Annotated in this window: 16 protein-coding genes and 1 tRNA gene; 10 read left to right on the top strand and 7 right to left on the bottom strand. The window is 59.1% G+C overall.

Annotated elements, in window-relative coordinates; genetic code table 11:
* Positions 1-2: 2 nt before the first annotated feature.
* The 4 genes from aceA to AB5Z09_RS09530 form a co-directional block, all read right to left on the bottom strand.
* Positions 3-1,316 (bottom strand): isocitrate lyase, encoded by a 1,314-nt coding sequence (gene aceA / locus AB5Z09_RS09515; RefSeq protein WP_005334111.1) that lies wholly within the window; start codon positions 1,314-1,316, stop codon positions 3-5.
* A gap of 73 nt (positions 1,317-1,389) precedes the next feature.
* Positions 1,390-2,997 carry a malate synthase A gene (gene aceB / locus AB5Z09_RS09520; RefSeq protein ID WP_118853620.1) on the bottom strand — a complete coding sequence of 536 codons (1,608 nt, stop codon included), beginning with the start codon at positions 2,995-2,997 and terminating at the stop codon, positions 1,390-1,392.
* 688 nt (positions 2,998-3,685) lie between these two features.
* Complete coding sequence (locus AB5Z09_RS09525; RefSeq protein ID WP_005334106.1) at positions 3,686-3,826, bottom strand: hypothetical protein; 141 nt, start codon at positions 3,824-3,826, stop codon at positions 3,686-3,688.
* A 223-nt stretch (positions 3,827-4,049) separates the two neighbouring features.
* A tRNA-Pro gene (locus tag AB5Z09_RS09530) sits at positions 4,050-4,126 on the bottom strand.
* 313 nt (positions 4,127-4,439) lie between these two features.
* On the opposite strand from AB5Z09_RS09530, the gene tadA reads away from it, so the two are divergent.
* From tadA to AB5Z09_RS09575, 9 genes are all read left to right on the top strand, one after another.
* Positions 4,440-4,922 (top strand): tRNA adenosine(34) deaminase TadA, encoded by a 483-nt coding sequence (tadA, locus tag AB5Z09_RS09535; RefSeq protein ID WP_042060399.1) that lies wholly within the window; start codon positions 4,440-4,442, stop codon positions 4,920-4,922.
* A gap of 203 nt (positions 4,923-5,125) precedes the next feature.
* Positions 5,126-7,363, top strand: coding sequence for a phosphate ABC transporter permease (locus AB5Z09_RS09540; RefSeq protein WP_368195144.1), 2,238 nt, complete (start codon positions 5,126-5,128; stop codon positions 7,361-7,363).
* A gap of 32 nt (positions 7,364-7,395) precedes the next feature.
* A complete protein-coding gene (gene pstA, locus AB5Z09_RS09545; protein ID WP_019446688.1) occupies positions 7,396-9,045 on the top strand; it encodes a phosphate ABC transporter permease PstA in 1,650 nt (549 codons plus the stop codon).
* A gap of 133 nt (positions 9,046-9,178) precedes the next feature.
* Positions 9,179-9,997 carry a phosphate ABC transporter ATP-binding protein PstB gene (pstB, locus tag AB5Z09_RS09550; RefSeq protein WP_005334102.1) on the top strand — a complete coding sequence of 273 codons (819 nt, stop codon included), beginning with the start codon at positions 9,179-9,181 and terminating at the stop codon, positions 9,995-9,997.
* Positions 9,998-10,082: 85 nt separating this feature from the next.
* Positions 10,083-10,793, top strand: a complete 711-nt coding sequence (gene phoU, locus AB5Z09_RS09555; protein ID WP_005334097.1) for a phosphate signaling complex protein PhoU — start codon at positions 10,083-10,085, stop codon at positions 10,791-10,793.
* Positions 10,794-10,983: 190 nt separating this feature from the next.
* Entirely contained in the window at positions 10,984-12,303 is a 1,320-nt protein-coding gene (locus AB5Z09_RS09560) for a hemolysin family protein (protein WP_005334094.1), read from the top strand.
* Positions 12,304-12,322: 19 nt separating this feature from the next.
* Positions 12,323-12,865 carry a hypothetical protein gene (locus AB5Z09_RS09565; RefSeq protein WP_240533589.1) on the top strand — a complete coding sequence of 181 codons (543 nt, stop codon included), beginning with the start codon at positions 12,323-12,325 and terminating at the stop codon, positions 12,863-12,865.
* A 293-nt stretch (positions 12,866-13,158) separates the two neighbouring features.
* Positions 13,159-14,061, top strand: coding sequence for a homocysteine S-methyltransferase family protein (locus tag AB5Z09_RS09570; protein WP_368195145.1), 903 nt, complete (start codon positions 13,159-13,161; stop codon positions 14,059-14,061).
* 9 nt (positions 14,062-14,070) lie between these two features.
* A complete protein-coding gene (locus AB5Z09_RS09575) occupies positions 14,071-15,486 on the top strand; it encodes a basic amino acid/polyamine antiporter (RefSeq protein ID WP_368195146.1) in 1,416 nt (471 codons plus the stop codon).
* Between the two features lie 126 nt (positions 15,487-15,612).
* Here AB5Z09_RS09575 and AB5Z09_RS09580 read toward each other — a convergent pair whose 3' ends face one another.
* A complete protein-coding gene (locus tag AB5Z09_RS09580; RefSeq protein ID WP_019445264.1) occupies positions 15,613-16,452 on the bottom strand; it encodes a sterol desaturase family protein in 840 nt (279 codons plus the stop codon).
* A 168-nt stretch (positions 16,453-16,620) separates the two neighbouring features.
* On the opposite strand from AB5Z09_RS09580, the gene AB5Z09_RS09585 reads away from it, so the two are divergent.
* Entirely contained in the window at positions 16,621-17,412 is a 792-nt protein-coding gene (locus tag AB5Z09_RS09585) for a substrate-binding periplasmic protein (protein WP_368195148.1), read from the top strand.
* Between the two features lie 107 nt (positions 17,413-17,519).
* On the opposite strand, the gene AB5Z09_RS09590 is transcribed toward AB5Z09_RS09585, so the two are convergent.
* Together AB5Z09_RS09590 and AB5Z09_RS09595 are read right to left on the bottom strand one after the other, a co-directional pair.
* Entirely contained in the window at positions 17,520-18,263 is a 744-nt protein-coding gene (locus AB5Z09_RS09590; RefSeq protein WP_368195149.1) for an amino acid ABC transporter ATP-binding protein, read from the bottom strand.
* Positions 18,247-19,206, bottom strand: coding sequence for an amino acid ABC transporter permease (locus AB5Z09_RS09595; protein WP_108539660.1), 960 nt, complete (start codon positions 19,204-19,206; stop codon positions 18,247-18,249). The genes AB5Z09_RS09590 and AB5Z09_RS09595 overlap by 17 nt, the downstream gene beginning before the upstream one ends.
* Positions 19,207-19,251 lie beyond the last annotated feature (45 nt).

Raw genomic sequence — 19,251 nt, forward strand, 5'->3', positions numbered from 1 at the left:
TATCAGTGGAACTGATCTTCTTCGGTAGAGCCGGTCAGTGCGGTCACCGAGGATTGGCCACCCTGAATGACGGTGGTCACCTTGTCGAAGTAACCGGTACCAACCTCCTGCTGGTGGGCCACGAAAGTGTAGCCACGGCTGGCGGCGGCAAATTCCGGCTCCTGCACCATCTCGACATAGTGCTTCATCCCTTCGCCACGGGCGTACTGGTAGGCCAGTTCGTACATGTGGAACCACATATTGTGGATACCCGCGAGGGTGATGAACTGGTACTTGTAGCCCATGTCGGAGAGCTCCTGCTGGAAGCGGGCGATGGTGGCATCGTCCAGATTCTTCTTCCAGTTGAAGCTCGGGGAGCAGTTGTAGGCCAGGATGCGGTCCGGGAACTTGGCCTTGATCGCTTCGGCAAATTTACGTGCTTCGTCCAGATCCGGCTTGGCGGTTTCACACCACACCATGTCGGCGTAGGGGGCGTAAGCCAGACCGCGAGCGATGGCCTGATCGATACCGGCACGCACCTTGTAGAACCCTTCGGCAGTGCGCTCGCCAGTCAGGAAGTCTGCATCGTACGAGTCAGCGTCAGTGGTCAGCAGGTCAGCGGCGTTGGCGTCGGTACGGGCGATCACCAGAGTGGTGGTGCCGCACACATCGGCTGCCAGACGGGCAGCAACCAGCTTCTGCACCGCTTCCTGAGTCGGTACCAGCACCTTGCCGCCCATATGACCGCACTTCTTGACTGATGCCAGCTGATCTTCGAAGTGCACGCCGGCGGCGCCCGCTTCAATCATCCCCTTCATAAGTTCGAAGGCGTTCAGCACGCCGCCGAAACCGGCTTCAGCATCGGCCACGATCGGCAGGAAGTAGTCGATAAAGCCCTCATCCTGAGGTCCTACCTTGTTGGCCCACTGGATCTGGTCGGCACGGGCGAAGGAGTTGTTGATGCGCTCCACCACGGACGGTACGGAGTTGGCCGGGTAGAGGGACTGATCCGGATACATGGTGGAGGACAAGTTGTTGTCCGCCGCCACCTGCCAGCCGGAGAGGTAGATCGCCTCGATCCCCGCCTTGGCTTGCTGTACTGCCTGACCACCGGTCAGGGCGCCGAGGCAGTTGACATAGCCTTTCTTGGCGTCGCCGTGGATCAGACCCCACAGCTTGTCGGCACCACGTTGGGCCAGAGTGTGCACCGGCTGCAAGCTGCCGCGCAGGTTCACCACATCTTCGGCGCTGTAGCCGCGCTTGATCCCTTTCCAGCGGGGGTTTTCCGCCCAGTCTTTCTCGATAGCCTGGATCTGTTGCTCACGGGTCAGTGCCATATCAGTTCCCTCTTTCATTGATTTCACGTTTCCATTGACTTGTTATTGGCGAGCCCCGCTGGGGGCCCGTGATTCAGAGCCGCTCGTAACCGGGCAGCGTCAGAAAATCGATCAGGGTGTCGGCGCAGGTGATCTCTTCCATCAGTTCGCCTGCCTCGGCAAAGCGTCCTGCCTGCCAGCGTGCTGTGCCCACCTCGGCTTTGACTACCTCCAACTCCTCGGCCAGCATCTGGCGGAACAGCTCTTTGGTCACCACCTTGCCGTTCGACAGGCTCTTGCCGTGGCGGATCCACTGCCAGATGGAGGTACGGGAGATCTCGGCGGTGGCGGCATCTTCCATCAGACCGTAGATGGGGACGCAGCCGTTGCCGTTGATCCAGGCCTCCAGATATTGCAGGGCGACCCGGATATTGGTGCGCATCCCCGCCTCGGTGCGCTCGCCCTCACAGGGTGCCAGCAGGTCGGCGGCGGTGATGGGGGCATCTTGCTCGCGCAGCACGCCGATCTGGTTCTTGGCACCAGCCGCAATGGTGGCGTTGAACACCGCCATGGCGGTGTCGGCAAGGCCAGGGTGGGCGACCCAGGTACCGTCGTGGCCGTTATTGGCTTCGCGCTCCTTGTCGGCCTTGACCTTGGCGAAGACCTGCTCGTTGACGGCCGCGTCCTTGGCCGGAATAAAGGCAGCCATACCGCCCATCGCCAGCGCACCGCGCTTGTGGCAGGTCTTGATCAGCAGCCGCGAGTAGGCGGAAAGGAACGGCTTGTCCATGGTCACCACCTGACGATCAGGCAGTACCCGATCCGGATGGTTCTTCAAGGTTTTGATATAGCTGAAGATGTAGTCCCAGCGGCCGCAGTTCAGCGCAACGATGTGATCTTTCATCTGATAGAGCAGCTCATCCATCTCGAACACGGCCGGCAGGGTTTCAATAAGCACGGTGGCCTTGATGGTGCCGCGGGGCAGGCCGAACTTGTCCTCGGTCCAGGCGAATACTTCGCTCCACCAGCGCCCTTCCAGATGGCTCTGCAACTTGGGCACGTAGAAGTAGGGGCCCGAGCCTTTGGCCAGCAGCGCCTGATAGTTGTGCAGGAAGTAGAGGGCAAAATCGAACAGACCGCCGGGGATGGGCTCGCCATCGAAGGTGACATGTTTTTCCGGCAGGTGCAGACCGCGCACCCGGCAGATGAGCACCGCCGGATTGGGGGTCAGGGTGTAGGCCTTTCCTTCCGGACTGGTGTAAGAGATGGTGCCGTTGACCGCATCTCGCAGGTTGATTTGGCCCTCGATCACCTTATTCCAGGCGGGAGCCAGTGAATCCTCGAAATCCGCCATGAACACCTTGACGTTGGCGTTGAGGGCGTTGATCACCATCTTGCGCTCGACCGGGCCGGTGATCTCCACACGGCGGTCTTGCAGGTCGGCGGGAATGCCGCGAATGGTCCAGTCACCTTCACGGATGTGGGCGGTTTCCGGCAGGAAGTCCGGCAGCTCGCCGCCATCGATACGGGCCTGGCGTGCCACACGTTGTTTCAGCAATTCCCCTCTTTGGGGAGCAAAACGTTCCACCAGTTCGGAGACCAGAGCCACCGCGTCCGGCGTCAGAATTTGCGCGTATTCGGGCAGCATCTCGCCCTGGATGCGAAGGCGGGCGCTGCAGTGGGTCTGAGCCGGTGCCGACATAAGGTTCACTCCTTTGAGAATTACATTTTGAACTTACTAACTACGACTAAAGTCGAATCCCTGTTCCTGAAACGTTCCCGCAACAACGGGATAACACGATTGATAAGGTGCGAAATATTGTTGAGTACGTCAACAGTTTTTTTTAAACACTTGTTTTTTGGATATGGTTAAGTTGATGTTTTTTATTGCTTTATTGGGTTGGTATAAAAGCTCTACGCAGATGGTTATGCTCCTACTTTTTCCCATCTGACAACGGCTAATTTGGGCCGTTACCCTGCCTCTCATTTTGTAACTTATTACGTAATAAAATTACAAATGCAAAAACAAATCCCGACCTAACTCCAGGCTTTGCCAAAACAGCCGTATAAATTGCGTTTGAATGTGGCAATGAATGTTTTGCTATTGCTAGACCTATTTGGTGAACGTGCGTTTTAAACTTGATGTGGTGACGCAGGCTCTGTTGGCACCAGCGGTTGCAACGATGGAAAGTGAAGCGCAATAACGTAGGTTTGTATCAATTGTCGGGGGGGATGCCGGGGAGGGAAGAGGGAGACGCATCAGTCAATAATACTGCCATCCTTGATATAATTAGCAGTTTGTCGTTTTTTGCAGATTTCTCGCCAAGGGTGTGAAACTGAGTGTGTTGAACAGGCGATGCCCCAGTGATTGAGCGGCCATCTGGCCGGGCTCAATAGTCATCATCCGGTTCGGCAAGATCGATCACATCCAGCTGGATGACCTGTTCATTTTCGCTTTCGGTGTGGCAAGGGGTGTCGTGAGGAACGGAATAAAGCGTAATGGCGGGTGCGAAATCGGTGTTCTGGTTCATGCCTGGTCCTGTGTTGCACGCAAGCCGGACAGTGATCCCTTCACTCGTGTTTCCACCTCCCTGTGTTGTCTACCGGCGGAAAGTTGCGCATCTTAATGACTCCGGCAAAAAGATTCAAGTGGTTCTGAGTGTTTTTTGTGCTTGATAGGTAGACATCGTCAGGAGGATAAATCGAAGGCAAAAAAATAGCCCAGTCGTTTGACTGGGCTATTCTCGGGGAAAATGGTCGGTGTGAGAGGATTCGAACCTCCGACCCTCTACACCCCATGCAGATGCGCTACCTGGCTGCGCTACACACCGACGGAGTCAGACTCGGCTGACGGGGAGGAAGTCTAATAGCATGGCCAAACGGGTGCAACTCCTTTTTTATCATAGAGATGCCGATTGCTTCTTTATTGCTCAGTCGGGATGTGGCTTGGGTCTGACGTGCAGATTTGGCATAATCGCCGCCCTGTCACCGCGAGCTATCATGCCTGCTATCTATGGAATTATCTGACAGATGTGGATAGCTGGAATGCAAACAGCACAATTGAACAATATTAAAGAGGGGATGGGCGTGAAACCATCAGAGGTCCCAGAGAGACCGAGTCAGACCAAGCAGGACGAACAGTGGATGCGCCATGCCATGGCATTGGCCGCCCGGGCCGAAGGGATTGGCGAGATCCCGGTCGGTGCCGTACTGGTGCTGGATGGTCAGGTGGTGGGCGAGGGGTGGAACCGCTCCATCAGTGAACACGATGCCTGTGCCCATGCCGAGGTGATGGCAATCCGGGCGGCGGGCAAGCAGCTGGCGAACTACCGGCTGCTCGACACCACTCTTTATGTAACGCTGGAGCCCTGCTGTATGTGTGCCGGTGCGCTGATCCATAGCCGGGTCAAGCGGGTGGTTTACGGCGCCCGAGATCTCAAGACCGGTGCCGCGGGGTCGGTGTTCGAGATCTTGCAGGACCCGCGCCACAATCACAGCGTCGAGCTGACCGGCGGTGTGCTGGCCGATGCCTGCTCGGCCCAGTTGTCGGCCTTCTTCAAGCGCCGTCGCGCCGAGAAAAAGGCGGCCAAACTGGCGCTGCAACAATCAAACGATACCCTTTCCTGAATCATTCGGGGGCAGCGCAGGCTGCCCTGCTGATTGCCTTCATAAATATACCTTTATAAACAATATATTACGCTCGCTCGCCTTCGAAGGGAGCCCCGCTCATTTTTCCGCTAACAACCTCTGTTAAAGCTCTCTCGATGTAACAAAACTGTCATGTAACCGCCATATAATGCCGCGAAGCCTAGCTTACATTGAGGTCTTGCATGTCATCGGAATCGTTAAACCTGGTCATGGCGGGCAGTAGAAAACGCCGGATCAAGGATAAATTGGCCAAATATGGCGTCACCACAGGCGGAGCCCTGGTACTGGTGGCGCTGCTGCTTATCTTCTTTTATCTGCTCTATGTGGTGAAACCCATCTTCAATGGCGCCTCCATGGAGCCGACCGCCTCGTTTACCCTGCCTGCCGCAGGGAAGACCGCCTGGCTCGGCGTGGAAGAGCAGAACGAGATCGGCTATCGCTTCAGCGATAAAGGGCAGGTCAACTTCTTTGCGGTGCAGGGAGATGACAAGATCAAGGTCGGCCAGTCACTGGGTCATGCCCAGGTTGCTGGTGACATCACCACGGTAGCGACCCCTGCTCCTGGTCAGCGGCTGATCGCCTACGGCTTTGCCGATGGCAAGGCGCAGGTCGTCCAGCCAGCGTTCAAGGTCTCCTATCCCAACGATGTGCGGGTGATTGAACCCAGCCTGCAATATCCCTTCGGCGAAGAGCCGGTGGTGATCGACCCGCAAGGGAAGGTACTGCAACTGATGGTGTTCGAAGCCACCAAGGACAAGATGGCGACCGCCGCCGTGACCGAAGATGGTCGTGGTGTGATGACGGTGATGAGCGGTGAGGAGAACTTCATCTCCGGGGAGATTGAGTGGAGCAGTGAAAACTACACGATTCCCTCCCTGCCGCGCCATGTGGATCAGATGTTGCTGACCCCCAATCTGCGGATCCTGTTCGTGCGCGAGGGCAATCGCCTCTCCGTCTATGACATTCATAACCTGAGCGAAATCTCCCTGCGCAACGTGCTGGAGATCAATGCCCCCAACGCCAATGTGACCCGGGTTCAGCTGCTCTCCGGCGCCTCTTCACTGCTGGTGGGTAATGACAACGGCGTGATTTCCCAGTGGTTCGAAGTGGCGAAGGATGGCAAACGCCAGTTCACCCAAATTCGTGACTTCAAGGGCGATGGCGCGGTAGATCTGTTGACTCCCGAGCACTTTCGCAAAGGCTTCATCAGTGCCGACAAGGACGGCATCATCAGCTTCTTCCACGCCACCGGCGAGACCAAGCTGCTGACCGAGACGGTGGAAGGGGGTGAACTCTCTGCCCTGGCCATCTCCCCCCGTCACAACCTGTTGCTGATGCAGCAAGGGAACAGCTTCAAGCTCTTCTCGGTGGAGAACGAACACCCCGAAGTGACCTGGTCTGCCCTCTGGCAACAGGTGTGGTACGAAGGATATCCGGAGCCCCAGTATGTGTGGCAATCCACCTCCGCCAGCAACGACTTTGAAGCCAAGCTGAGTTTGGTGCCGCTGGTATTCGGTACGCTGAAAGCCTCTTTCTACGCCATGGTGTTTGCTGTGCCGCTCGGCGTGGCCGGTGCCATCTATACCGCCTACTTCATGTCGGCGGGGCTGCGCAAATACGTCAAGCCGACGGTCGAGATCATGGCGGCGCTGCCGACCGTTATCTTGGGCTTCCTGGCGGGTCTGTGGCTGGCGCCGATCATCGAGGGTGCGTTGCCCGGGGTGATCCTGCTGCTGATATTGCTGCCGATGGGGATGTTGCTGACTGCATTGCTCTGGAACTATCTGCCGGAGCGCGGCAAGTCCTGGCTGCCGGAGGGGTGGCACGCCATCCTGCTGATCCCGGTGCTGCTGCTGATTGGCTGGGGGGCCTTCGCCCTGAGCCCGCTCATCGAGAATGCCTTTATGCACGGCGATTCGCGCATCTGGCTGACCCACGAAATGGGTATCAAGTTTGACCAGCGCAACTCGCTGGTGGTCGGTATCGCCATGGGCTTTGCGGTTATCCCCACCATCTTCTCCATTGCTGAAGATGCGGTTTTCTCGGTGCCCAAGCATCTGACCCAAGGCTCGCTGGCACTGGGGGCCACCCCGTGGCAGACCCTGAGCCGGGTGGTGATCCTCACTGCCAGCCCGGGCATCTTCTCTGCGGTGATGATGGGTCTTGGCCGCGCCGTGGGCGAGACCATGATCGTGCTGATGGCCACCGGCAACACCCCCATCATGGACTTCTCCATGTTCCAGGGGCTGCGCACCCTCGCCGCCAACATCGCGGTGGAGATGCCGGAATCGGAAGTGGGCAGCTCCCACTATCGGGTACTGTTCCTCGCGGCCTTCGTCCTGTTTGTGTTCACCTTTTTGTTCAACACCCTGGCCGAGTTTGTCCGTCAGCGGTTGCGTGAAAAATACAGCTCGATGTAAGGGGCGACTCTGTAATGGACAAGGAATCGACAATGGGTAAGTGGTTTAAATCAGGGGCCCCCTGGATCTGGATGACCGGCGGTGCCGTCAGCCTGAGTCTGGTGGCGGTACTGGGTCTGCTGCTGCTGATCGGCTGGCGTGGTCTGGTCTACTTCTGGCCCCACCCCATATATGAGTGGCAGCTGGAAGATGCCAGCGGCAACAAGAGCGTACTGATCGGCGAGATCAACGATCGCGAGCAGGTACCGGTGGAGCGACTGCGCGCTGCAGGTCTGCCACTGGAAGGGGAAGAGCGCGAGCTGCTGACCCGCTATCTGGTCAAGACCGGCAACCGCGAGTTCGTTGACCTCGATTTTCGCTGGGTGCTGGAGACGGACATCAAGTCCCAGAGCCAGCCAGCCGAGCTGGCCATGGTTGAGCGTGCCACCAACGGCAACTTCTATGGCTATATCGTCGGGGTGAAAGAGGATGGTCGCGAGCTCACCTCTGATCTGCATCCTGCCCTGCAGCGGGTGCTGGCGCGAGCCAATGCCCTTTCAGAACAGGCCAACGATCTGCAAAAAGGGGACATCGGCAGCATCAACTATCAACTGGAGCGGCTGCGCCTGAAAGAGCGCAAGGCCGAGCTGGATGACAAGCTGACCGATCAGCTCAAAGCCGAGCTGGCCAGCGAGCGTCAGGCCCTCAACGATCGTTATCAGGTGCTGGAAAAAGAGCTCTTCTCCCTGCGCAGTCAGGCCGATCGCGATGCCATCACCGTCAAGGATATGCGTGGCGAGCTGGTGACCATGCCGATGTCCAAGGTACTGGATGTGGTATGGCCCAACGACATGAGCCTGCTGGCCAAGGTGGGTCACTGGTTCCACCAGATCGGCAAGTTCGTCTCTGACGATCCCCGTGAAGCCAACACCGAGGGCGGGGTGTTCCCGGCCATCTTCGGCACCGTGTTCATGGTGTTCCTGATGGCGATCATCGTGACCCCGCTGGGGGTGGTGGCGGCAGTCTACCTGCACGAATACGCGGGCAAGAACAGCCTGACCAAGATCATCCGCATCGCGGTGATCAACCTGGCGGGCGTGCCCTCCATCGTCTACGGCGTGTTTGGTCTGGGCTTCTTCGTCTACACGCTCGGTGGCTCGCTGGATCAGCTGTTCTACCCGGAAGCGCTGCCGAGCCCGACCTTTGGCTCACCCGGCGTGATCTGGTCGGCGCTGACCCTGGCTATCCTGACCCTGCCGGTGGTGATTGTCTCCACCGAAGAGGGGCTGGCGCGGATCCCGAGCACCATCCGTCAGGGCTCGCTGGCACTGGGTGCCACCCAGGCCGAGACCCTGTGGCGCATCGTGCTGCCGATGGCGAGCCCGGCCATCATGACCGGCCTTATTCTGGCGATTGCCCGTGCAGCCGGTGAAGTGGCGCCGCTGATGCTGGTGGGGGTGGTGAAACTGGCGCCGACCCTGCCGATGGATGGCAACTTCCCGTATCTGCATGTGGAGCGCAAGTTCATGCACCTGGGCTTCCACATCTATGACGTCGGCTTCCAGAGCCCCAACGTCGAAGCGGCCCGCCCGCTGGTCTACGCCACCTCCTTCCTGCTGGTGACAGTGATCGTGGGTCTGAACCTGACCGCTATCGGTATTCGTAACCACTTGCGCGAGAAATTCCGGTCGCTGGAGCATTAATCCGGCGCCTCTTGAGTGATACAAGAGTGAGATAACAGAGGGGCGGCCGAGCGCGAGCCGCCATCTCTCTGCACCAATACGTGAGGGGCGCCGGCAGCTGTCCGGCCACTCCAGATAGATTTTGAGGTAACAGATGATCAACGTAACGACCACGTCTACCCAGCACACCGCGCTGGACCTGCTCAACCTGACCCCGGAGCAGACCGCGCTGGAGGTGAAGGATCTCAACCTGTACTACGGCAGCAAGCAGGCGTTGTTCAACGTCAACATGAAGATCCCCAAAGGGCAGGTGACCGCCTTTATCGGCCCGTCAGGCTGTGGTAAATCGACCCTGCTGCGCTGCATCAACCGGATGAACGATCTGGTGGAGATCTGCCGTATCGAGGGAGAAATCCAACTGCACGGCCATAACATCTATGACAAGAGCGTCGATGTTTCCGCCCTGCGCCGTCAGGTGGGCATGGTGTTCCAGCGCCCGAACCCGTTCCCCAAGTCCATCTACGAGAACGTGGTCTATGGTCTGCGCCTGCAGGGGATCAACGATCGTCGCACTCTGGATGAAGCGGCCGAGCGCTCCCTGCGCGGTGCGGCCCTGTGGGACGAGGTGAAGGATCGTCTGCACGACAACGCCTTCGGTCTCTCCGGTGGTCAGCAGCAGCGTCTGGTGATTGCCCGTGCCATCGCCATCGAGCCGGAAGTGTTGCTGCTCGATGAGCCGACCTCGGCGCTCGACCCTATCTCCACCCTCACCATCGAGGAGCTGATCAACGAGCTCAAGAGCCAGTTCACCGTGGTGATCGTGACCCACAACATGCAACAGGCTGCGCGCGTGTCGGATCAGACCGCCTTCATGTATATGGGCGAGCTTATCGAGTACTCGGATACCAATACCATTTTCACCACTCCGGCCAAGAAAAAGACCGAAGATTACATTACCGGTCGTTACGGCTAAGGAGAGGAGAGGATGAATCTCAGCAAACAGATTGGCAGTCGGTTCAACGGCTAAGGCATAATCGGAGCAATCAAGGATTATTTGTATGGACAATATGAACCTCAATAAACACATCTCCGGTCAGTTCAATGCCGAGCTAGAGAGCGTGCGCAACCAGGTGCTGGTGATGGGCGGTCTGGTGGAGCAGCAGCTCACCGACGCCATCGCGGCGATCCACGATCAGGATCTCGATGCAGCGCGGAAAATCGTGGCCAACGACCACAAGGTCAACGCGATGGAAGTGGCGATTGACGAGGAGTGCACCCGCATCATCGCCAAGCGTCAGCCGACTGCCTCCGACCTGCGACTGGTAATGGCCATTATCAAGACCATCACCGATCTGGAGCGCATTGGCGACGTGGCCGACAAGATCGCCCGCATGCTGACCGACAACGCCAACAAGCCGCAGCCGCCGCTGGTGTCGCTGGAGAACATGGGCCGTCGCACCATCAAGATGCTGCACGATGTGCTCGACGCCTTCGCCCGCATGGATCTGGATGCGGCGCTGGCGGTCTACAAAGAAGATGACAAGGTAGACCGCGAGTACGAGTCCATCATCCGCGAGCTGATGACCTACATGATGGAAGATCCCCGCACCATCCCCCAGGTCCTCAACGTCCTGTGGGCGGCGCGGGCCATCGAGCGGGTCGGCGATCGCTGCCAGCACATCTGCGAGTACATCGTCTACTACGTGAAAGGCAAGGATGTACGCCACACCAAGGCGGACGATCTGGGCACCTTGCTGGGCAAGGGCTAACCGGAAGTGAATAAAAAGGCGCGTGAAGCGCCTTTTTTGTTGCATAACTGGTCGGAGTAAGATAAAGCCCCCAACTGGCTGTTTTCTGATAGAATACTTCACCTGTGTGAGTCCCGGATGGGCTCACGGTCCGGTCTCCCGGGCCCAGTTTGCCGTCTTGTGCTAAGGCGGGTGTAGCAATAGGTTAATCATGAGTTTTGCCGATAGTTTGTTCTTTTTAATGCTGCTGGTTGGCGGCAGTGTGTTCTTCTCCCTCTCCGAGATCTCTCTCGCCGCGTCTCGCAAAATCAAATTGCAGGTGATGGCGGATGAAGGTAATCGCCAGGCCGAAAAGGTACTGGCCCTGCAGGCCCAGCCGGGCAACTTTTTCACCGTGGTGCAGATTGGCCTCAATACCGTCGCCATTCTGGGTGGTATCCTGGGTGAGTCTGCCCTCAACCCCGCCATCAAGGGGATTGTCTCCCAGTTCTACCAGGGCCCCTGGCTTGGCGAGATCAGCTCCGGTGCCTCCTTCGTGTTCGTCACCGGCATGTTTATCCTGATCGCCGACCTGATGCCCAAGCGTCTGGCCATGACCATGCCCGAGCAGATTGCCGTGGTGGTGGTGCGCCCCATGCTCTTCTTCGTCACCGTGTTGATGCCGCTGGTGTGGGTCTTCAACGGATTGGCGAACTCCCTGTTCCGTCTGATGCGTGTCTCCACGGTGCGCAACGACGAGATCACCTCCGACGATATCTATGCGGTGATGGATGCCGGTGCCGAGGCGGGGGTTATCCAGCGCGAGGAGCATCAGCTCATCGAGAACGTGTTCGAGTTGCAGTCCCTTGGTGTCACCTCTGCCATGACGGCCCGCGAGAGCCTTATCTACTTCACCCTGCAAGAGAGTGAAGAGAGCATCAAGGCGAAGATCGCCGAGCATCCCCATAACAAGTTTCTGGTCTGTGACCACAACCTCGACAGCATCAAGGGCTTTGTCGATGCCAAAGAGCTGCTGATCCGCGTTATCGGTGGCCAGAGCATCGACCTTATCGGTGGCAACCTGGTGCAGAACGTCATCATCATCCCCGATACCCTGAACCTCTATGAGGCGATGGAGTACTTCAAGAATCATCGTGGTGACTTTGCCGTGGTGATGAACGAGTACGCGCTGGTGGTGGGGATTGTCACCATGAACGACCTGATGAGCACCGTCATGGGCGAGTGGGCGACCCACGTGGTGGAAGAGCAGATCGTCCAGCGCGACGAGAACTCCTGGCTGGTGGACGGGGTCACCCCCATCTCCGACGTGATGCGCGCCTTCGATATCGAAGAGTTCCCCGAGAACCAGAACTACGAGACCATCGCCGGCTTTATCATGTATATGCTGCGCAAGATCCCCAAGCGCACTGACTCGGTCAAATACGCCGGTTACAAGTTCGAAGTGGTGGATATCGACAGTTACAAGATTGATCAGCTGCTGGTTACCCGGGTCGAACCGGCTGTGGCCGAGAAGCCAGCTCAGGAATCGTAAAAGGAGCGACATAAGAGTCATGAAGATGCAGTCTCATTCCCGTGCGCTGGCCTGTGTCGCGCTCGCCCTGGCACTGGGTGCCTGTAGTCAGAGCGCGCCGCGCAAAGCCACAGTGGCAGCCAAGCCGGTAACCCCCAAGCCTGCCGTGGTCGTGCCGCAGCCGGATCCCGATGCGGTGGTACAAAGCGGCATGGCAGAGCCGAGCCCGGTCTTTGATGAGCAGTATCATGGCCCGGATCAGGGGTCACTGGAGTCGGTGACCGCCCTGTTTGCTCGTGGCTACATCGAGTCCGCCATGCGCGAGACCATGCTGGCGGCGGTGCACAATGACTATCCGCTGCTCGGCATGCGGGATGTGCGGTTGACCGATCCGGTCTCCAAATTCCTCACCTCCGAGCATGCGGCCACCACGGCCCATGATTACCTCTATGCCGGCGTACAGCGTCGCCTCGGTCGTCCGCTCAGCCCTGTCCAGTGGGAGCAGATCTGGCGTGGCCTGCCGCAGCAGGGTCGGGTCTCCGACTGGGTCAAACAGATCAAGCGCGTACTGGCCGGGCGTTAAGTCGCCAGCGGATCAAGATAGTGATGAGGCCACCTTCGGGTGGCCTCTTGCATTTCTGCGTTTGCCTCGCCGTTTGCACGCTGATTTCTGCTGATACTGATTGCCGCCCGTGGCACTTTGTTTTATCTTGCTTTGGCCGTCTAAACATCTAAATGTTTTTATGGCTGCATAATAAAAGGGCTTCCTAGGATGAAGCGGGACGATCTGCAGCGATTCGATGCGAAACCGCAGATCAACAAAACAAACAGATAAATACGCAAATAAACAACGCATATAACAAAGAGACACGACAGATGAAAACCAGGGAATTGTGGGTGCTGGATGGGGGCATGGGGCGCGAGTTGGCACGGCGGGGGGCACCGTTTCGTCAACCCGAGTGGTCGGCGCTGGCCTTGATGGAGGCGCCAGAGACGGTGCGCGACGTGCATCAGACCTATGTGGCGAGCGGTGCCAGGGTCATTACTACCAACAGCTATGCGCTGGTGCCGTTTCATATCGGCGATGAGCGTTTCTTTGCCGACGGGGAGGGGCTGGCAGCGCTGGCTGGTCAACTGGCCCGCGAAGTGGCTGACGAGCAGAAGGGGGCCGTGCAGGTGGCGGGTTCTCTGCCACCGTTGTTTGGCTCCTACCGTGCCGATTTGTTCAAGGCGGACAGGGTGAGCGAGCTGGCGACGCCGCTTATCCGGGCGCTATCCCCTTATGTGGATATCTGGTTGGCCGAGACCATGAGCCTGATTGCCGAGCCACTGGCCCTGAAAGCGCTGTTGCCTGATGATGGCAAGCCGTTTTGGGTCTCCTTCACGCTGGAAGATGAGGCGCCTGGCAACGAACCGCGACTACGTTCCGGCGAGCAGGTGGCTGATGCGGTGACCACGTTAGTGGCGGCTGGGGTCGATGCCATCCTGTTCAACTGCTGTCAGCCCGAGGTGATCGAGGGGGCGCTCAAGGTGGCAAGTGCCGCGTTGCAGGCAAAGGGTCGCAGCGACATCCGGCTCGGCGCCTATGCCAACGCTTTCCCGCCGCAGCCCAAAGAGGCCACCGCCAACGACGGACTGGACGAGATCCGCACCGATCTGGGGCCGCTGGATTATCTCGGCTGGGCCGAGCGCTGGCGCGGGGCCGGTGCGAACTTGATCGGCGGTTGCTGTGGTATCGGCCCCGAGCATATTCAGGCGCTGAGCCGCCGGTTGCGCTAAGGAGCACCCATGAAAGAGAACAAGATTGGGCTTTGGTCACTCACCGCGCTGGTGTTCAGCTCCATGGTGGGGGCGGGAATTTTCAGCCTGCCCCAGAACATGGCCGAGGTAGCGGGTGCGCGCGCCGTGCTGATCGGCTGGGGCGTGACGGGGGTAGGCATCCTGGCGCTCGCCATGAGTTTTCTCTATCTGTCGCGGTTAAGGCCCGATCTCGACGGCGGTATCTACAGCTACGCCCGCGCCGGTTTTGGCGATCTGGTGGGCTTCTTCTCCGCCTGGGGCTACTGGCTCTGCGCCACCATCGGCGTGGTGGGTTATCTGGTCATCGCCTTTGCGGCGCTGGGCAGCTTTGTCGACACCCCCGAGCAGACCTGGTTTGGTGAGGGCAACACTCTGGCAGCGTTTGTCGGCGAGTCTTGCATCCTCTGGACGGTGCACCTGCTGGTGGCCCGTGGCGTGCAGCAGGCGGCGCTGTTCAATCTGGTGGCGACTCTGGCCAAGAGCCTGCCGCTGCTGCTGTTTATCCTGTTTGCCTGTTACTGGTTCGATCCGGTCACCTTCGCGGCGGATCAGCAGGGCAGTAGCCTGGCGGTGCCGGTTTCCGAGCAGGTGCGCAACACCATGCTCATCACCCTCTGGGTCTTCACCGGTATCGAGGGGGCCGCGGTGTTGTCGGCCCGCGCCAGAAACCGGCGGGATGTGGGCACCGCCACCGTACTGGGGGTCGTGTTGGCACTGCTGCTCTATGTGCTTATCTCGGTGCTGGCGCTCGGAATATTGAGTCGGCCCGAGCTGGCGGCGCTGCCCAACCCCTCCATGGCAGGGCTGATGGCCCAGATGACCGGCTCCTGGGGCAAGCTGCTCATCAGCGTCGGCCTTATCGTCTCGGTGCTTGCCTCCTACGTGAGCTGGACCCTCTTCTCGGCCGAGGTGCCGTTCAGCGCAGCCCGCCACGGTGCGTTTCCCGCCATCTTCCGGCGCCAGAACCGCAACGGGACGCCTATCGCATCGCTCTGGCTCACCAGCTTGACGGTGCAGACTTGCCTGCTGCTGGTGTGGCTGCTCGGCAAGGGCTACACCAGTCTGCTGCTTATATCGACCTCGATGATTTTGGTGCCCTACCTGCTGATCGGCCTGTTCTTGCTCAACCTCTCGTTCAGCAAGAAGGGTGAGGGCGGTCAGGGCCGCGGTCTGATGCGGGCGGTGGCACTGGTGTCGAGCGGTTACGGCTTCTGGCTGCTCTATGCCGCCGGGGTGGAGTATCTGCTTCTCTCCTTGCTGCTCTACGGGCCGGGTCTGCTGCTGTTTCTCTACAGCCGTCGTCAGCTGGGCACAGATCTTTGTCTGAGCGGCCGCGAACGGCTATTGGCCGGAGTGACCTTGCTGAGCCTGATCCCCGCCGTCTGGTCGTTCGCCCATCTTTGACACCTAAGAAGTGACTGACCATAAAAGAGAGCGCCACCATGGCGCTCTTTTTGTTATCAGGGATTGGTTATCAGGGATGGGTTATCAGGGACTTGCTATCCGGGAGTTGCGATTCGGTGCGAAGGCTCAGCGGCTGGCAGGCCCAGCCGGTTTGCCAAACAGCACTGCGAGCTTTTGTCGCCAGGGTAGACCACGGGCGTCGCGCAGCATGTCGCGCCACTCGTGGAAGGTGAGAGTGAGGGGATTGAAGCTGTGGATCGGCTTGGTGATGCCGAAGCGGCATGGCTCGGCCGGATCTTCTTCGACAAAGGTTCCGAACAGCCGATCCCAGATGATCAGCACCCCGGCAAAGTTGCGGTCTATGTACTTGGCGTTGCTGGCGTGGTGCACCCTGTGGTGGGAGGGGGTGTTGAAGATCCACTCAAGCCAGCCGAGTTTGCCCACCACCTGGGTGTGGACGAAGAACTGGAAGCCCAGACTCAGCAGCACGGTGGCGACCACCGCCTCGGGCGGGAAGCCGATAACGATCATCGGGATCCAGAACAGCCACATGCCGGAGATCGGGTACATCAGGCTCTGGCGAAAAGCGGTGGAGAGGTTGAGCCGCTCCGAGCTGTGGTGCACCACGTGGGAGGCCCACAGCCAGCGAACATGGTGGCTGGTGAAGTGGAACAGCCAGTAACAGAGATCCTGCAACAGGAACAGCAGTAGCACACTCCAGAGATTCAGCTCGATATCGAACAGTCGCCAGCCCCAGAGGGTGTCATACAGATAAGCAATGGCGATGGCCGCCAGCGCATCGCCCCCCTGATGCATCAGGGCCAGGGCGGCGTTGGCGAACAGATCCCGCCACTGGTAGGTGGCGGTGGGAAAGGCCGCGCCATGTTTGCGCAGGTAGAGCATCTCCCAGCCGACAAAGGCCAGAAAAACCGGGGAGAGGTAGAGCAAAAGCAGTTGCACATCCATATGCGGCCATCCATTCAGAGCAATTGCTCTCCAGCATAAAGGATGGCTTTAATATTTCATTAACATTTTTCTGCCAACGAATAGATGGCATGAAATATGGCGCGCCAGCAGAGGAAGGCGCGGCAGATGGCTATGCTTGATGCAGGCTTTTTCAGGAGGTGCTGGCTTATGCGCGTCTGGTGTTGCTTGTTGTTGGGGTTGTGCATGATGGCGCACGCCAAGACCCGGGTCGAGATCCTGGCGGATGCCGCCTATCCCCCCTACTCCTGGCAGGAGGGGGAGGAGGTCAGGGGGATCTATGCCGACATCATCCGCGAGGTGACCTCTGCCATGCCTGACTATGAGGTGGTGCTCAAGCCTATGCCGTGGCGGCGCGGTCTGAGCATGGTGGAACAGGGGACCGCCTTCGCCATCTTTCCACCTTACTACATGCCCGATACCCGCCCTTATATGTGGCCCTACTCCCAGCCGATGCTGGATGAAGAGCTGGTGGTGATGTGCGGCGCCAGTGTGGCGGCCAATACCCCGCAGGCCAGGTTTCCGCTCGACTATCATGGTTTACGCTTTGGCATGAACGCCGGTTTTGCCGTCGGCGGCGATGCCTTTTGGCAGGCGGTAAAAGAGAAGCAGATCGACGTGGAGGAGGTGAAAAGCAATCGGGAGAACCTGCTCAAGATTGTCCGCGGCCGGGTCGATTGCACCATCAATGATCGCCTCTCCCTGCTCTATGAGTTGCTCAACATGATAAAGGCCGATCAGCTGGCGGTGGCCGATATGTCCCTGCTCAAACAGGGGCCGGTGCTCAGCAAGGAGCAGGGGTTTCTCGGCTACAGCCGCAAGGGGGAGTCCCCCTACAAACAGGCCTTTATCGACCAGTTTGACAAGGAGCTCTATCAGCTCAAAAAACGTGATGGGGTGAAAGTGATCGTGGAGCGCTATCTGGGAAAGTCCCCGCGCTGAGCCGATGAGAGGGGCACTCGGGTTCAGCTGGGTTAAGTCTGCTCAGCGTGACACACAAGAAGAGGGACCTTGCGGTCCCTCTTCGTTTATCCAGCAGAGCATGTTGGCTACAGCACCTGACTCAGGAACTGGCGCAGACGCGGGGAGGGGGGATTGTCGAAGAAATCGGCCGGTTTTTCATCCACCAGCAGTTCGCCACTCTCCATAAAGAGCACCCGATCCGCCACCTCGCGGGCAAAGCCCATCTCGTGGGTCACCACCACCATGGTCATCCCCTCGCGAGCCAGCCCCTTCATCACATCCAGCACTTCCCCCACCATTTCGGGGTCGAGCGCACTGGTGGGCTCGTCAAACAGCATGATGCGTGGCTGCATGGCGAGCGCCCGGGCGATGGCTACCCGCTGTTGCTGACCGCCGGAGAGTTGGGAGGGATAGCTGGCCGCTTTCACCGACAGCCCCACTTTCAGCAGCAGCGCCTTGGCTCTGTCTTCGGCCTCACGGCGCGACAGGCCACGCACCTTCTGCGGGGCGAGGCAGATGTTATCCAGCACCGTCAGGTGGGGGAAGAGGTTGAAGGACTGGAACACCATGCCCACCTCTTCCCGCAGCTTGTTGACATCGCCCGGCTGGGTGAGGCAGATGCCATCGACCACGATATTGCCGTCGTTGATGGTCTCCAGCTGGTTGAGGGTGCGCAGGAAGGTGGATTTGCCGGAGCCACTGGGGCCGACGATCACCACCACTTCCCCTTCGGCCACCTGGGTGCTGACATTTTTCAGGGCATGCACTTCGCTGCCGTAGAACTTCTCAACGCCGGCCGCTTTGATGATGGGATCAGTTGCTTTTCGCATATTTCACCTCGAGACGGCGTACCAGGAAGGAGAGGGTGCCGGTGAGCACCAGATAGAGCAGGGCCACGGTAAACCACACCTCGAACGGGCTGAAGGTGGAGCTCACCACCTCGCGCCCCGCCTTGGTCAGATCGGTGATGGAGATGACCGAGACCAGCGAGGAGTCCTTGATCAGGTTGATGAACTGGCCCGCCAGCGGTGGCAGTACCCGCTTGAACGCCTGCGGCAGAATGACATAGCGCATGGTCTGGGCCGAGGTCATTCCCAGGCTGCGGCCCGCCTCCATCTGCCCCTTGTGGATGGAGCTGATACCGGCGCGGACGATTTCCGCCACATAGGCGCCGGTAAAGACCGCCAGCGCGGCGACCCCGGCGGTGAAGCGGTCGAGGTTCAGCACGGTGCCGATAAAGAAGTAGACGATGAAGATCTGCACCAGCAGCGGCGTGCCGCGGATGAGCTCAACGTAGGTGATGGCCAGATTGCGCAGGGCGGGATTGGGGGAGAGACGCGCCAGCCCGGCCAGGGTGCCGAGCAGGATGGCGAAGATGCCCGCCACCAGCGAGAGCTTGACGGTGACCCAGACGCCCCAGGCGATGGGGCCTGCGGTCCAGCTCAGTTGGGTGTCGAGGGTATCGCCACGAAAAACGGTATCCCCTTCGGCGACTTGTACGCCGGTGCTGGCGATGGCTTGCCGCACATTGGGGTCGAGATCGTCTTGCAGGAACAGCTTGCCCTTCTCGGCCTCGCTGGTGCCCGCCATCACGGTGCCGTCAAATTCGGCGAGATTCTTCTGCTCCGCCTGATAGGCGATGTATTGGGGAATGCGTTCCCAGCGCCAGGTGTAATCCACTGACTGGACAGCCTTGTAGATGCCGAATACGGCAACCAGCAGCATCAGCAGGAAAACCCCATGCCAGAGTAGCTGATTGGGCTGTTTTTCCATCTGTCTTGTCGGTTTGGGTGTGTGCACAGTCACAACCTCTTCTCG

Origin of the sequence: Aeromonas sp. R2-2 (assembly GCF_040908355.1) — a bacterium.
Lineage (GTDB): Bacteria > Pseudomonadota > Gammaproteobacteria > Enterobacterales > Aeromonadaceae > Aeromonas > Aeromonas veronii.

Excerpts from the sequence above, each read along its gene's own strand:
- aceA (WP_005334111.1), bottom strand. The coding sequence starts at position 1,316 with ATGGCACTGACCCGTGAGCAACAGATCCAGGCTATCGAGAAAGACTGG.
- aceB (WP_118853620.1), bottom strand. The coding sequence starts at position 2,997 with ATGTCGGCACCGGCTCAGACCCACTGCAGCGCCCGCCTTCGCATCCAG.
- AB5Z09_RS09525 (WP_005334106.1), bottom strand. The coding sequence starts at position 3,826 with ATGAACCAGAACACCGATTTCGCACCCGCCATTACGCTTTATTCCGTT.
- tadA (WP_042060399.1), top strand. The coding sequence starts at position 4,440 with ATGCGCCATGCCATGGCATTGGCCGCCCGGGCCGAAGGGATTGGCGAG.
- AB5Z09_RS09540 (WP_368195144.1), top strand. The coding sequence starts at position 5,126 with ATGTCATCGGAATCGTTAAACCTGGTCATGGCGGGCAGTAGAAAACGC.
- pstA (WP_019446688.1), top strand. The coding sequence starts at position 7,396 with ATGGGTAAGTGGTTTAAATCAGGGGCCCCCTGGATCTGGATGACCGGC.
- pstB (WP_005334102.1), top strand. The coding sequence starts at position 9,179 with ATGATCAACGTAACGACCACGTCTACCCAGCACACCGCGCTGGACCTG.
- phoU (WP_005334097.1), top strand. The coding sequence starts at position 10,083 with ATGGACAATATGAACCTCAATAAACACATCTCCGGTCAGTTCAATGCC.
- AB5Z09_RS09560 (WP_005334094.1), top strand. The coding sequence starts at position 10,984 with ATGAGTTTTGCCGATAGTTTGTTCTTTTTAATGCTGCTGGTTGGCGGC.
- AB5Z09_RS09565 (WP_240533589.1), top strand. The coding sequence starts at position 12,323 with ATGAAGATGCAGTCTCATTCCCGTGCGCTGGCCTGTGTCGCGCTCGCC.
- AB5Z09_RS09570 (WP_368195145.1), top strand. The coding sequence starts at position 13,159 with ATGAAAACCAGGGAATTGTGGGTGCTGGATGGGGGCATGGGGCGCGAG.
- AB5Z09_RS09575 (WP_368195146.1), top strand. The coding sequence starts at position 14,071 with ATGAAAGAGAACAAGATTGGGCTTTGGTCACTCACCGCGCTGGTGTTC.
- AB5Z09_RS09580 (WP_019445264.1), bottom strand. The coding sequence starts at position 16,452 with ATGGATGTGCAACTGCTTTTGCTCTACCTCTCCCCGGTTTTTCTGGCC.
- AB5Z09_RS09585 (WP_368195148.1), top strand. The coding sequence starts at position 16,621 with ATGCGCGTCTGGTGTTGCTTGTTGTTGGGGTTGTGCATGATGGCGCAC.
- AB5Z09_RS09590 (WP_368195149.1), bottom strand. The coding sequence starts at position 18,263 with ATGCGAAAAGCAACTGATCCCATCATCAAAGCGGCCGGCGTTGAGAAG.
- AB5Z09_RS09595 (WP_108539660.1), bottom strand. The coding sequence starts at position 19,206 with ATGGAAAAACAGCCCAATCAGCTACTCTGGCATGGGGTTTTCCTGCTG.